Annotated in this window: 1 protein-coding gene; it reads left to right on the top strand. The window is 72.8% G+C overall.

Going from position 1 to position 15,702, the window contains the following annotated elements; genetic code table 11:
- The first annotated feature begins 120 nt into the window (after positions 1-120).
- A complete protein-coding gene (locus ACWC5C_RS05300) occupies positions 121-15,702 on the top strand; it encodes a type I polyketide synthase (protein WP_450873852.1) in 15,582 nt (5,193 codons plus the stop codon).

Genomic DNA, 15,702 nt, shown 5'->3' with positions numbered 1-15,702 from the left:
GGATTAACCCACGCATAGGCTGTCGTGGAGAAGTCGACTAATTGGTTGTTGGTTACCGGCTCCCCTGTTGAGGATCTGTGGAGCATTTCCGATGCCGTCTGCCGTAAATGGATTGCGTAAATGGCGAATGAAGAGACGCTGCGGGACTACCTCAAGCTGGTAACGGCAGATCTGCATCAGACTCGCCTCCGCCTGCAAGAGGCCGAGGCGAAGAACCACGACCCCATCGCCATCGTGGGGATCGGTTGCCGTTATCCCGGAGGCGTCCGGTCACCCGAGGACCTGTGGCGCATCGTCAGCGAAGGCGTCGACGCGGTCAGCGACTTCCCGGTCGACCGCGGGTGGAATGTCGACAGGATGTACCACCCGGACCCGGACCACCCCGGCACGAGTTATGTGCACGAGGGTGGATTCGTCGACGGAATCGCCGACTTCGACCCCTCTCTCTTCGGTATCAGCCCGCGTGAAGCGCTCGGCATGGACCCCCAGCAGCGGCTGCTGCTGGAAACCTCCTGGGAAGCCTTCGAACGGGCCGGAATCGACCCGGTTTCGGCGCGCGGCAAGCAGGTCGGCGTCTTCGTCGGCACCAGCAATCACGATTACCTCGGGGCGATCCTCAGCTCCGACGAGAACTTCGAGGGCTACTTCGGCACCGGCAACGCCGCGAGCATCGCCTCCGGCCGCCTCTCGTACACCTTCGGCTTCGAGGGCCCGGCGGTCACCGTCGACACCGCCTGCTCCTCGTCGCTGGTGGCGATCCACCTCGCCGTGCAGGCGCTGCGGCAGGGCGAATGCTCGCTCGCCCTGGCCGGTGGCGCGACCCTGATGTGCGCGCCCGGCGTCTTCGTGGACTACAGCAAGATGCGCGGGCTCGCCTTCGACGGCCGCTCCAAGCCCTTCGCGCCCGAGGCCGACGGCTTCTGCCTCGGCGAGGGCGTCGGCATCCTGCTGGTCGAGCGGCTGTCGGACGCCCAGCGCAAGGGCCACCCGGTGCTCGCCGTGATCCGTGGCTCCGCCGTCAACCAGGACGGCGCGTCCAACGGCCTCACCTCCCCCAACGGCCCGTCCCAGCAGCGCGTCATCCTCCAGGCGCTCGCCAACGCCCGGCTCTCGCCCGACCAGGTCGACACCGTCGAGGCACACGGCACCGGCACCGCCCTGGGCGACCCGATCGAGGCGCAGGCGCTGCTCGCCACGTACGGGCAGGACCGGCCCGAGGGCAAGCCGCTGCTGATCGGCTCCATCAAGTCGAACATCGGCCACGCCCAGGCGGGCGCCGGTGTCGGCGGTGTCATCAAGATGGTCATGGCCATGCGCCACGGAGCGCTGCCCAAGACCCTCCACCTCACCGAGCCCACCCCGCACGTCGACTGGACGGCCGGGGACGTCGAACTGCTCACCGCCACCCGCCAGTGGCCGCACGACCCGGAGAGCGCCGAACCGCGCCGCGCGGGCATCTCGTCGTTCGGGATGAGTGGCACCAATGTGCACACCATCCTGGAGGAGCCCCCCGCCCCGGCCACCGCCGACCAGACGGATGTCGTGCCCGGTCGCGCCGAGCCGGACCCGGCGCAGACCACACCGCCCCTCACCCCGGTCGCGCTGTCCGGCAAGAACCAGGACGCGCTGCGCGCCCAGGCCGCCCAGCTCCACGCCCACCTGGCCGCGAACCCCGGCTACCGGCCCACCGACATCGGCTACTCGCAGGCCGTCACCCGCGCCGCCCTCGACCGCCGCGCCGTGGTCGCCGCCGCCGACCGGGACGAACTCCTCGCGGGCCTCGAAGCGCTCGCCGACGGCCGCCACCACCCCGAGGTCACCGAGGGTCTGGCCGCCGAGGGCAACATCGCGTTCCTCTTCACCGGCCAGGGCAGCCAGCGGCTCGGCATGGGCCGCGAACTGTACGAGAACCACCCGGTGTTCGCCGAGGCGCTGGACGCGGTGTGCGCCCAGCTCGACCGCTTCCTCGACCGGCCGCTGAAGGACGTCCTCTTCGGGGACGACGCAGCGGCCCTGGACCGCACCGGCTACACCCAGCCCGCCCTGTTCGCCATCGAGGTGGCGCTGTTCCGCCTGGTCGAGTCGTGGGGCCTGCTGCCCGACTTCCTCTGCGGCCACTCCATCGGCGAGATCGCCGCCGCCCACGTGGCCGGGGTGCTGTCCCTCACCCACGCGTCCGCCCTGGTGGCCGCGCGCAGCCAGCTGATGCAGCAACTCCCCGGCGGCGGCGCGATGATCGCCGTGCAGGCCTCCGAGGACGAGGTACTGCCGCTGATGACCGAGCGGGTGTCGATCGCGGCGGTGAACGGGCCCACGTCGGTCGTCATCGCGGGTGACGAGGACGCCGCTGTCGCGATTGCGGAGGGTTTCGAGGCACAGGGCCGCAAGACCAAGCGGCTCACCGTCAGCCACGCGTTCCACTCCCCGCACATGGACGCGATGCTGGACAACTTCCGCCAGCTCGCCCAGCGCCTCACCTACGAGGCCCCGCAGATCCCCATCGTCTCCAACCTCACCGGCGACCTGGTCAGCGCCGACGAGATCACCACGCCCGAGTTCTGGGTCCGCCACGTCCGCGAGGCCGTCCGCTTCCTCGACGGCGTGCGCCGCCTCGAAGACCTCGGCGTGACGACCTTTGTCGAGCTGGGCCCCGACGGGGTGCTCTCGGCCATGGCCCAGGAGTGCGTCACCGAGGCGAAGAGCAGGACGTTCGCGTTCCTGCCCGCCCTGCGCCCCGGCCGCCCCGAGACCCGCACGGTGCACCAGGCGCTCGCCCACGCCCACGTCCGTGGCGTACCCGTCGACTGGACCACGTACTACGCGGGCACTGGCGCCCGCCGCGTCGACCTGCCCACGTACGCCTTCCAGCGGCAGCGCTACTGGCCGTCCAACCCCTTCTCGTACGAGGCCGAGTCCGCCGCCGAGGCGAGCGCACCGGCCGTGGCCGACGCCCGGTTCTGGGAGGTCGTCCACAGCGAGGACCTGGCCACCCTGGTCGACACCCTCGGGCTCGACGGCGACCAGCCGCTCAGCGAGGTGCTGCCCGCGCTGTCCGCGTGGCGCCACCGCAACCACGTCGACACCACGGTCAACGGCTCGCGCTACCGCACCACGTGGAAGCCGCTGCCGCCGTTCCAGGCCACGCCGCTCACCGGCACCTGGCTCGTCGCCACCCCCGCAGGACACGACGACCACCCCTGGGTCGCGGGGCCGCTGCGGACCCTGGCCGAACGTGGCATACGCGTCCACCAGATCACCGTGGACGGCACGACGGACGACCGCGCGACCGTTGCCGAACACATCCGTGCCACCGTGCCGCGTACCGAGGACGGGGAGACGCGCGTCGACGGTGTGCTGTCCCTCCTCGGCCTCGACGAGCGCCCGCACGCCCAGTACGCCGCGCTCAGCGCCGGACTCGCGGGCACCCTCGCCCTCGTCCAGGCCCTCGGCGACGCAGGTACGGACGCGCCCCTGTGGTCCGCCACCCGTGGCGCCGTCTCCGTCAGCCGCTCCGACCGGCTGACCAGCGCCGTTCAGGCCCAGATCTGGGGCCTCGGCCGCACCGTCGCCCTCGAACAGCCCGACCGCTGGGCCGGGTCGATCGACCTCCCCGAGACCGCCGACGACCGCTCCCTCGCCCGGCTTGCCGACATCCTCGCCGGGTCCGAGGCGCTCCGCGACGAGGACCACCTCGCGATCCGCCCGCAGGGCGTCCACGCCCGCAGGCTGGCCCGCGCACCGCACCACGAGACCACCGGCGACGGCTGGTCCACCCACGGCACCGCGCTGATCACCGGCGGCACCGGCGCCCTCGGCGCCCACGTCGCCCGCTGGCTGGTCGCCCACGGCGCCGATCATGTGCTGCTCGCCGGGCGCCGGGGCCCCGACGCCCCCGGTGCGGCCGAGCTGGCCAACGAACTCACCGCCCAGGGCGCCGAAGTCACCCTTGCCGCCTGCGACGTCGCCGACCGGGACGCGCTCGCCGCGCTCCTCGCGACCGTACCGGCGGAACACCCGCTGACCACCGTCGTGCACGCCGCCGGTGTGCTGGACGACGGCGTACTCGACGCCCAGACGCCGCAGCGGATGGCCGACGTACTGCGCGCCAAGGCCGACGCCGCGCGCCACCTGGACGAGCTGACGCGCGCACACGATGTGTCCGCCTTCGTGCTGTTCTCCTCCATGGCCGCCACCTTCGGCGCCCCCGGACAGGCCAACTACGTGGCCGCCAACGCCTACCTCGACGCGCTCGCCGAACAGCGCCGCGCCGAGGGCCTGCCCGCCACCTCCGTCGCCTGGGGAGCCTGGGCCGAGGGCGGCATGGCCACCGACGAACTCGTCGCCGAACGGCTCCGCCAGTCCGGCCTGCCCGCGCTCGCCCCCGAAGCCGCCACCACCGCGCTGGGCGCCGCGCTCGACCTGGGCGAGACCTTCTCCCTCGTCGTGGACATCGACTGGGACCGCTTCGCGCCCGGCCTCACCGCCAACCGCCCGAACCCGCTGATCGCCGACCTCCCCGACGCCCGGCGCGCCCTCGACGCGGCCCGCGCCGCCGTCGCGGCCACCCCCGGCGCCATGCCCGGAGACGCGTCGTCGCTGGCGCGGGAGCTGGCCGGTGCGGCGAGCGATGAGGAACGCGACCAGCTCACCCTGGACTTCGTCCGCGCTCAGGTGGCCGTCGTCCTCGGCTACCCCGGACCTGACTCGGTGGAGCCCAGCCGCGCCTTCCGGGACCTCGGCTTCGACTCGCTCACCGCCGTCGAGATCCGCAACCTGCTCGGCACCCTCACCGGGCTGCGGCTGCCCGCCACCATCATCTTCGACTACCCGACCCCGCTCGCTCTCGCCGACCACCTCCAGGCCGAACTCATCGGCTCGCACCCGGCCGTCACCGGGGCGTCGTCGGTGGGCGTGGCCATGGACGACGACCCGATCGCGATCGTCGGCATGAGCTGCCGCTTCCCGGGCGGTGTGCGTACGCCGGAGGAGCTGTGGCGGCTGCTGGCCGCCGGGCAGGACGCGGTGGTGGACTTCCCGGCCGACCGTGGCTGGGACGTCGAGTCGCTGTACGACCCGGAGTCGGGCACCGAGAACACCAGCTATGTGCGCGAGGGCGGATTCCTCGCGGACGCCGCCGAGTTCGACCCTTCGTTCTTCGGGATTTCGCCGCGCGAGGCCCTTGCCATGGATCCGCAGCAGCGGTTGCTGCTGGAGACGTCGTGGGAGGCCTTCGAGCGGGCCGGGATCGACCCGACGACGTTGCGTGGCCAGCAGGTCGGCGTGTTCGCCGGTACGAACGGCCAGGACTACCTGCCCGTGATCCTGTCCGCTCCGGATGGGTCGGAAGGCTTCCTCGGGACGGGCAACGCGGCCAGTGTGCTGTCCGGTCGGGTGTCGTACGCGCTGGGTCTTGAGGGTCCGGCGGTGACGGTGGACACGGCGTGCTCGTCGTCGCTCGTCGCCTTGCACTGGGCGATTCAGGCGCTGCGGGCGGGGGAGTGCTCGCTTGCTCTGGCCGGTGGTGTGACGGTGATGTCGACGCCGGGTTCGTTCGTGGACTTCAGCCGTCAGCGTGGGCTGGCTGCGGATGGGCGTATCAAGGCCTTCGCGGCTGGTGCGGATGGCACCGGCTGGGGCGAGGGTGTCGGCATGCTGCTCGTGGAGCGGCTGTCGGATGCGCGCCGCAATGGCCACGAGGTGCTAGCGGTCGTACGCGGCTCCGCCATCAACCAGGACGGTGCGTCGAATGGTCTGACGGCGCCGAATGGTCCGTCGCAGCAGCGTGTCATCCGGCAGGCGCTGGCCGGTGCGGGGCTGTCGGCCGGTGAGGTCGACGCGGTCGAGGCGCACGGTACGGGCACCCGGCTGGGCGACCCGATCGAGGCGCAGGCGCTGCTGGCCACGTACGGCCAGGACCGGGACGCGGACCAGCCGCTGTGGCTGGGCTCCATCAAGTCCAACTTCGGCCACACGCAGGCCGCTGCCGGTGTGGCGGGCGTGATGAAGATGGTGCTGGCGCTGCGGCACGGTGTGCTGCCCCAGACCCTCAACGTGGACGAGCCGACGCCCGAGGTCGACTGGTCGGCGGGCGCGGTCGCGCTGCTGACGGAGGCGAGGTCGTGGCCGGAGACGGGCCGCCCGCGCCGGGCCGCCGTGTCCTCGTTCGGCATCAGCGGCACCAACGCGCACACCATCATCGAGCAGGCTCCGGCTGTTGATGGGGAAGCCGGGGCAGTCTCCCGGACCGGCGGTCCGGCCGCCTGGGTGCTGTCGGCCAAGACCTCCGAGGCGCTGCGCGGCCAGGCCGCACAGCTGCGCGTACACCTCGACTCCCGCCCCGAGCTGGACGGCCGCGACGTGGCGTTCACGCTCGCCACGCGCCGTACGGCGTTCGAGGAGCGGGCCGCACTGGTCGCCGACGACCGGGATGAGCTGCTGACCGCCCTGGACGCGCTGGCAGCGGGCGAGCCCGCCCCGGGCCTGGTCGAGGGCTCGGTGGCACCTGGCAAGGTGGCGTTCCTGTTCACGGGACAGGGCAGCCAGCGGCTGGGGATGGGCCGTGAGCTGTACGAGACCTACCCGGTGTTCGCCGATGCGCTGGACGAGGTGTGCGCACACCTGGACGCGCATCTGGAACAGCCGCTGCGGGATGTGCTGTTCGGGGACGATGCGGGGGTTTTGGACCAGACAGGGTTCACTCAGCCTGCGTTGTTCGCGGTTGAGGTGGCGTTGTTCCGGCTGGTCGAGGCGTGGGGTGTGCGGGCGGACTTCCTGTCCGGGCATTCGATTGGTGAGCTTGCTGCCGCGCATGTGGCGGGTGTGCTCTCGCTCGCGGATGCTGCGGAGCTGGTGGCGGCTCGTGGCCGTTTGATGCAGGAGCTTCCGGCCGGTGGCGCGATGGTCGCGGTGCAGGCTTCGGAGGATGAGGTTCTGCCGCTGGTCGGTGGTGGTGTGAGCATTGCCGCCCTCAACGGGCCGTCGTCCGTGGTCATCGCGGGTGACGACGATGCCGTGGCTGAGGTCGCTTCCAGTTTCGAGGCGCAGGGTCGTAAGACGAAGCGGCTGACGGTCAGCCACGCGTTCCACTCGCCGCGTATGGACGGGATGCTGGACGCATTCAGGGAGGTGGCGCAGGGGCTGTCGTACGAGGCTCCGCGCATCCCGATCGTGTCCAACCTGACCGGGGATGTCGTCTCCGCCGAGGAGATCGCCACCGCCGATTTCTGGGTGCGGCATGTCCGCGAGGCCGTTCGCTTCCTCGATGGTGTGCGGGTGCTGGAGGCCCAGGGCGTCACCACCTTCATCGAGCTGGGTCCGGACGGTGTCCTCACCGCCATGGCCCAGGAGTGCGTGACCGGTGACGACGACGCCGTCTTCGTATCCGTCTGCCGCAAGGACCGGCCCGAGGCCGAGGCGCTGACGAACGCCCTCGCGCGGGCGCATGTCCGTGGCGTGGCCGTGGACTGGGCGGCGTTCTACGCCGGTACGGGCGCCGCGCCGGTCGAGTTGCCCACGTACGCCTTCCAGCGCCAGCGCTACTGGCCGAAGGTGTCGTCGCTGTTCCTCGGCGACGTGGCCGCCGTGGGTCTCGGCGAGGCCGCGCACCCGCTGCTCGGTGCGAGTGCCGAACTGCCTGACTCGGACGGGGTGTTGTTCACCGGCCGTCTGGCGCTGTCCACTCACCCCTGGCTCGCGGGCCACACGATCCTGGACAGCGTGCTGCTGCCGGGCACCGCGTTCGTGGAGCTGGCGATCCGCGCCGGTGACCAGGTCGGCTGCGACTACCTAGAAGAGCTGACCCTCGAAGCGCCGCTGGTCCTGCCCGAGCAGGGCGGCGTTCAGCTGCGGCTCTCGGTGGGCGCGGCCGACGACCTGGGCCGCCGTCCGCTGTCGCTGCACTCGCGTGTCGAGAGCCTGCCCGCCGAGGAGCCGTGGACCCGGCACGCGACCGGATTCCTGGCGGCGGGCGGGCGCCCGGAGGCGATGTTCGAGCTGGGTGCCTGGCCGCCCGTCGACGCCACCGAGATCGACCTCGACGGCCGCTACGACGGCCTGCGGGACATCGGTTTCGCGTACGGCCCGGAGTTCCGGGGCCTGCGCAAGGCGTGGCAGCGCAACGGCGAGGTGTTCGCCGAGGTGGCGCTTCCCGAGGACGTGGCGGAGGACGCCGCCGTATTCGGTCTGCACCCGGCACTCCTGGACTCCGCCCTGCACGCCATCGGGCTCGACGGCCTGGGCAACACCAACGGCGAGGGGCGGCTGCCGTTCGCCTGGACCGGGGTGTCGCTGTACGCGAGCGGCGCGTCCGCGCTGCGCGTCCACCTGGTGCCCTCGGGCAACGACGGGGTGCGGCTGGAGATCGCCGACACCACGGGTGCGCCGGTCGGGGCCGTCGAGACGCTCGGGCTGCGCCCGGTCTCGGCCGAGCAGCTGCAGAGCGCGCGTACCGCTTACCACGACTCGCTGTTCCGCCTGGAGTGGACGGCGGCCGGGCGTGACCGGGGACCCGTGGCCATGGCGGACACCCCGGCCGATGGCGCGTGGGCGGTTCTGGGCACGGACACGCTGGGCCTCGGTGGCACGGCGTACGCGGACCTCCCGGCGCTGGGCGAGGCCCTTGCCTCGGGTACGGTTCCGGCGCCCGAGTACGTGGTCGTGGCGCCGTCCACGGACGGCGACGACGTGGCCGAGCGCGCGCACCGCGCCGCCGCCACGGCCCTCGCCACCGTCCAGCAGTGGCTGGGCGAGGAGCGGTTCGGGGACGCGCCGCTGGTGGTCGTGACCCGTGGCGCGGTGGCCGCCGACGCCGGTGGGCCGGTGGCGGACCCGGCCGGTGCGGCCGTATGGGGTCTGCTGCGCTCGGCGCAGTCGGAGAACCCGGGCCGTTTCGTCCTGGTGGATGTGGACGGGCAGGACGAGTCGGCGGCGGCGCTGCCCGCCGCCGTGGCGTCCGGCGAGCCGCAGCTCGCGATCCGCGCGGGCGTGGTGTCGACGCCACGGCTGGCGCGGGTGCCCGTGGAGTCGGACGCGGACGACGCCCGTGGCCTGGACCCGATGGACCCCGAGGGCACGGTGCTGGTGACCGGTGCGTCCGGTTCGCTGGGCGGGCTGGTGGCGCGCCACCTGGTGGCGGAGCGTGGCGTACGGCAGCTGCTGCTGGTGAGCCGTCGCGGCGCGGAAGCGCCGGGCGCCGCCGAACTCGGCGCGGAACTGGCCGGGTTGGGTGCCGAGGTGCGGTGGGCCGCGTGTGATGTGGCGGACCGTGGCGCGCTGGCCGAGGTGCTGGGGTCGGTTCCGGCCGGGCATCCGCTGACCGCCGTCGTGCACACGGCCGGTGTGCTGGACGACGGTGTGATCGGCTCGCTGACGCCCGACCGCATCGACCACGTCATGCGCCCGAAGGTGGACGCGGCGTGGAATCTGCACGAGCTGACCCGCGAGATGGACCTCGCGGCGTTCGTCCTGTTCTCGTCCTCCTCCGGTCTCTTCGGTGGCCCGGGGCAGGGCAACTACGCCGCCTCCAATGCCTTCCTCGACGCGCTCGCCCAGCACCGCGCCGCCCTGGGGCTGCCCGCCACCTCGCTGGCGTGGGGCCTGTGGGCCGGGGCCGGGATGGGCGACACCCTGGACGAGGCCGACATCGCCCGCATGCGGCGGGCCGGGCTGCCGCCGCTGCCGGTGGCGGACGGCCTCGCACTGCTCGACACCGCGCTGACCATGGACGCGGCCGCGCTGGTGCCGATGCGGGTGGACCTCGCGGCGCTGCGCAACCAGCCCGCCGTCTCGCCCCTCTTCCGTGGCCTGGTGCGCATCCCGGCGCGGCGCGCGGTGGACGCCGTCGCGGCCGGTGGCGACGCCGGTCTGGCCGGTCGGCTGGCGGGGCTGAGCGTGGCGGAGCAGGAGCGGCTGCTGCTGGACCTGGTCCGGGCGCAGGTCGCGACCGTGCTGGGGTACGCGGGTGCGGACACCATCGGTTCCGGGCGGGCGTTCAAGGATCTGGGCTTCGACTCGCTGACCGCCGTTGAGCTGCGTAATCAGCTCAAGGCCGTGACCGGTCTTCGGCTGCCCGCGACGCTCATCTTCGACTACCCGGACCCGCAGGTGCTGGCCCGCCACCTGCGGACCGAGCTGGTGGGCGAGGAGCAGCAGGCGGCGGTGCACACGCCGGTGCCGGTGTCGGCCGCCACCGATGACGATCCGATCGCGATCGTGGCGATGAGCTGCCGCTACCCGGGCGGGGTCACCACCCCCGAGGAGCTGTGGCAGCTGCTCGCCGCGGGCGAGGACGGCATCACCGGCTTCCCGGACAACCGTGGCTGGGACCTCGACGCCCTGTACGACCCGGACCCGGAGACCCCGGGCACCTCGTACGCCCGCGACGGCGGATTCCTGCACGACGCCGCCGAGTTCGACCCGGCGTTCTTCGGGATCTCCCCGCGCGAGGCGCTGGCCATGGACCCGCAGCAGCGGCTGCTGCTGGAGACCACCTGGGAGGCGTTCGAGCGCGCGGGCATCGACCCGTCGTCCGTACGCGGCAGCAGGACCGGTGTGTTCGCGGGCGTCATGTACCACGACTACGGATCCCGGCTGCACGCCGTGCCGGACGGGGTCGAGGGCTACCTCGGCACCGGCAGCTCCAGCAGTGTGGTGTCCGGCCGCGTCGCGTACACCTTCGGCCTGGAGGGCCCGGCCGTCACGGTCGACACGGCCTGCTCGTCGTCGCTGGTGGCGCTGCATCTGGCCGCGCAGGCGCTGCGTAACGGCGAATGCTCGCTGGCGCTGGCCGGTGGTGTCACGGTGATGTTCACCCCGGGTACGTTCATCGACTTCAGCCGTCAGCGCGGGCTGGCCCGCGACGGCCGCTGCAAGTCGTTCGCCGCTGCCGCCGATGGCACCGGCTGGGGCGAGGGCGCGGGCATGCTGCTCCTGGAGCGGCTGTCGGACGCTCGCAGGAACGGCCATGAGGTGCTGGCCGTCGTGCGTGGCTCGGCGGTCAACCAGGACGGCGCGTCCAATGGTCTGACGGCGCCGAACGGCCCGTCCCAGCAGCGTGTCATCCGTGCCGCCCTTGCCAACGCCCGTCTGGGCACCGGCGAGGTCGACGTCGTCGAGGCGCACGGTACGGGGACGACGCTGGGCGACCCGATCGAGGCGCAGGCGCTGCTGGCCACCTACGGCCGGGAGCGGGACGCGGAGCAGCAGCCGCTGTGGCTGGGTTCCGTCAAGTCCAACCTGGGCCACACTCAGGCCGCTTCCGGTGTCGCAGGTGTCATCAAGATGGTGCTGGCGATGCGGCATGGTGTGCTGCCGCAGACGCTGCATGTGGATGAGCCGTCGCCGCATGTGGACTGGTCGGCGGGCGCGGTGTCGCTGCTGACGGAGCGGACGGAGTGGCCGGATACCGGCCGCCCGCGCCGGGCCGCCGTGTCCTCGTTCGGCATCAGCGGCACCAACGCGCACGCCATCATCGAGCAGCCGCCCGTGTCCGACGTGGCCGACGCCCCGGCGGACACCGACGCCCTGCCGTACGTCCCCGTGCTGCTGTCGGCGCGCGGCGAGGACGCCCTGCGCGCCCAGGCGGGGCGGCTGCGCTCGCGGATCGCCGCCGGGACCGGCCTGACTGATCTGGGCTTCTCCCTCGCGACGACCCGCGCCGCGCTCGAACACCGCGTCGCCCTGGTCGCCGACGGCCACGATGAGGTGCTGGGCGCGCTGGACGCGCTGGCGCGCGGCGAACACCCGGCGGCAGAGCTGCGCGGGGTCGCGGCCGAGGGCAAGGTGGCGTTCCTGTTCACGGGGCAGGGCAGCCAGCGGCTCGGGATGGGGCGCGAGCTGTACGACGTCTTCCCGGTGTTCGCGCAGGCGCTGGACGCGGTGTGCGCGGAGCTGGACCCGCACCTTGAACGGCCGCTGCGTGATGTGCTGTTCGGGGACGATGCCGCTGTACTGGATCAGACCGGTTTCACCCAGCCCGCGCTGTTCGCGGTTGAGGTGGCGCTGTTCCGGCTGGTCGAGGCGTGGGGTGTGCGGCCGGACTTCCTGTCCGGGCATTCGATCGGTGAGCTGGCCGCCGCGCATGTGGCGGGTGTGTTGTCGCTCGCGGACGCTTCGAAGTTGGTGGCGGCGCGTGGGCGGTTGATGCAGGAGCTTCCCGCAGGTGGCGCGATGGTCGCGGTGCAGGCGTCGGAGGACGAGGTGGCGCCGCTGCTCGGTGAGCGGGTGTCGATCGCCGCTGTGAATGGCCCGTCGTCGGTGGTCATCGCGGGTGACGAGGACGCGGCGCTGGAGATTGCGGCGGGCTTTGAGGTGCAGGGTCGGAAGACCAAGCGGCTCACCGTCAGCCATGCCTTCCACTCGCCGCGCATGGACGCCATGCTGGCGGACTTCCGCAAGGTCGCCGAGGGCCTCACCTTCAACGCCCCGACGATCCCCCTGGTCTCCTGCCTCACCGGCACTGTGGCCACGGCCGACGAGATCCGCATGCCGGACTTCTGGGTGCGCCATGTCCGCCAGTCCGTCCGCTTTGTCGACGGTGTGCGCACCCTGCGCGACAACGGGGTGGGCACCTTCGTGGAACTCGGCCCCGACGGGGTGCTCTCCGCGATGGGCGAGAACTGCCTCGCCGAGACCGAAGCCGAGGATGGCGGCGATCAGGCGGTGTTCGTACCCGCCCTGCGCAACGGCCGTCCCGAGGCCCAGGCGCTGGCCACCGCCCTCGCCCAGCTCCATGTCCGGGGCGTGGCCCTGGACTGGGCCGCCGTCTACGCCGGTCGCGGCGCCCGCCGCGTCGAGCTGCCGACGTACCCCTTCCAGCGGCAGCGCTACTGGCTCGACGTGGGCATCTCCGCCGAGGACGTGGCCTACGCGGGCCTCGGTTCGGCGGGCCACCCGCTGCTGGGCGCGGCGGTGGAACTCCCCGACACCGGTGGCTTCGTGTTCACCGGGCGGCTGTCGCTGCTCACCCACCCCTGGCTGGCCGATCACGCCGTCATGGACACCGTCCTGCTGCCCGGCACGGCGTTTGTCGAGCTGGCGCTGCGGGCCGGTGAGGAGGCGGGCTGCGACACGGTCGAGGAGCTGACGCTGCAGGCGCCGCTGGTCGTGCCCGAACAGGGCGCCGTACAGCTGCGGTTGGAGCTGGCGGCGGCCGACGACGCGGGGCGGCGCCAGCTGACCCTGCACTCCCGCCGGGAGGACGTCCCCGCCGACGAGCCGTGGGTACGCCACGCCACCGGCTTCCTCATCCCGAGTACCCCGAGCGAGCCCACTGAGGTGGACATCGACCTCGGCGTCTGGCCGCCCACCGACGCGACCGCCCTCCCGACCGAGGCGTTCTACGAGCACGCGGCCGCCGCCGGGCTCGGCTACGGCCCGGTCTTCCAGGGCCTGCACGCCGCATGGCGGCGCGGCGACGAGCTGTTCGCCGACATTCGGCTGCCGCGCGGCGACGAGCCCGAGGCCGCCTCGTACGGGGTGCATCCCGCCCTGCTGGACGCCGCCCTCCACACCCTCGGCCTCGACACGCCGGACGGCGGCGGGGAGAGCGAAGGGGCGCGGCTGCCGTTCGCCTGGACCGGCGTACGGCTGTACGCCGGAGGCGCCGCATCGCTGCGCGTACGGCTGCGTCCGGCCGCCGAAGGCGTGGCGCTCCACGTCGCGGACGGCACCGGCGCCACCGTCGCCACCATCGACGGTCTGGTGCTGCGCCCGCTGTCGGCCGACCAGGTCAACGCGTCGCGCGCCGCACACCACGAGTCGCTGTTCCGCCCGGAGTGGACGGTCCTCACGGCCCCCGCGTCCGCCACTGCCACCGGCATTCCGCTGGGCGAGCGCTGGGTGACCCTCGGCGCCGACGCCGCGTTCACGGAGGCCTTCACGGTCGCGGGCGAGCGGCTGGACGACTACCCCCACCTTGCGTCTCTGGACGGCACCGCCCCTGACGTGGTGCTCGTTCCCCTCACGGGTGGTGGGGCGTCGCTGCCCGAGGCGGCCAAGGCCGCCGCCCGGGACGCCCTGGACCTCGTCCAGAAGTGGCTGGCCGACCAGCGGTTCGCCGACACCCGCCTGGTGTTCGTGACCCGTGGCGCGGTCGCGGCACGCCCTGGTGAGGACGTCGCCGATCTGACCCACACCACCGTGTGGGGGCTGGTCAAGTCCGCCCAGTCGGAGAACCCGGGCCGGTTCGCACTGGTCGACGTAGACGGCACCGACGCCTCGCAGCGGGCGCTGCCGAGCGTGCTCGCCACAGACGAACCGCAGCTCGCGCTGCGCTCCGGCACCGCCCACGCCTACCGGCTGGCCCGGGTCCCCGCCGCCCCGGAGACCGACGAGCCCGCCGGATTCGGCGACCCGCACGGCACCGTGCTGCTCAGCGGTGCGAGCGGTGCCCTGGGCGGCCTGTTCGCCCGCCACCTGGTCACCGAGCGCGGCGTACGGCAGCTGCTGCTGCTCAGCAGGCGCGGCGGCGACGCCCCCGGCGCGGTCGAACTCTCCGCCGAACTGGGCGCGTTGGGTGCCACCGTCACCTGGGCGGCCTGCGACACCGCCGACCGCGACGCCCTGGCCGCCGTCCTCTCCGCGATCCCCGCCGAACACCCGCTCACCGCCGTGGTGCACACGGCCGGTGTGCTGGACGACGGGGTGATCAGCTCGCTGACCGGCGAGCGGATCGACGCGGTGCTGCGCCCCAAGGTGGACGCGGCGTGGAATCTGCACGAGCTGACCCGCGACCTGGACCTGTCCGCGTTCGTGCTGTTCTCCTCGGCCGCCGGAGCCTTCGGCAGCGCGGGGCAGGGCAACTACGCGGCGGCGAACACCTTCCTGGACGCGCTCGCCCAGCATCGCCACGCCCAGGGCCTGCCCGCGAGTTCGCTGGCCTGGGGCCTGTGGGCGGCGGCCGACGGCATGGCGGGCAGCCTGGACACCACCGACGTGGGCCGCATCTCGCGCGGTGGCTACGAGGCGCTGCCGCAGGACGAGGGCCTGGCCCTGTTCGACCTGACGGATGCCCTGTCCGAGGCCGTGTTCGTACCGATCCGCATCGACACCGGCGCCCTGCGTGGCCAGGCCGCCGCCGGGTTGCTGCCGCCGCTGCTGCGCGGCCTGGTCCGTACGCCCGCACGGCGCTCCGCCGACACCGGCGCCACCGGTGCCGGGACCCCGGCCGACTCCGGCGCGGGTTCGCTCACCGAACGGCTCGCGGGCCTCTCGGGCACCGAGCGCGACCGGGAGCTGCTGGAGGTCGTACGGACCCATGTGGCGGCGGTCCTCGGACACGCCACACCGGATGACGTCGACGCCGGGCGCGGCTTCCTGGACCTGGGCTTCGACTCGCTCACCGCCGTCGATCTGCGCAACCGACTGGGTGCCGCCGCCGGGCTGCGGCTGCCGGTCACGCTGATCTTCGACTACCCGACGCCCACCGCGCTCGCCGGGTATCTGCGCGACGAACTCGGCCTGGACGGCGCGGCCGCACACCAGCCGCCCGTGCACGCGGAACTCGACAAGCTGGAAGCGATCCTCGCCACGATCGCCCCCGACGACGCCGATAGCTCAGCCATCACCACCCGCCTGCGGGACCTCCTGTCGAAGTGGAATGAAACGCACAGTGCTACGGGCAGCCCCGCGGAAGACCGTGAAATCCAGTCCGCGACAGCAGACGAGATCTTCGATCTCCTCGACGACGAGCTCGGGCTCTCCTGA

The organism is Streptomyces sp. NPDC001700 (assembly GCF_053596435.1).
The sequence above is the reverse complement of the archived record's forward strand: the minus strand, read 5'-3'. Positions and strand labels throughout refer to the sequence as shown.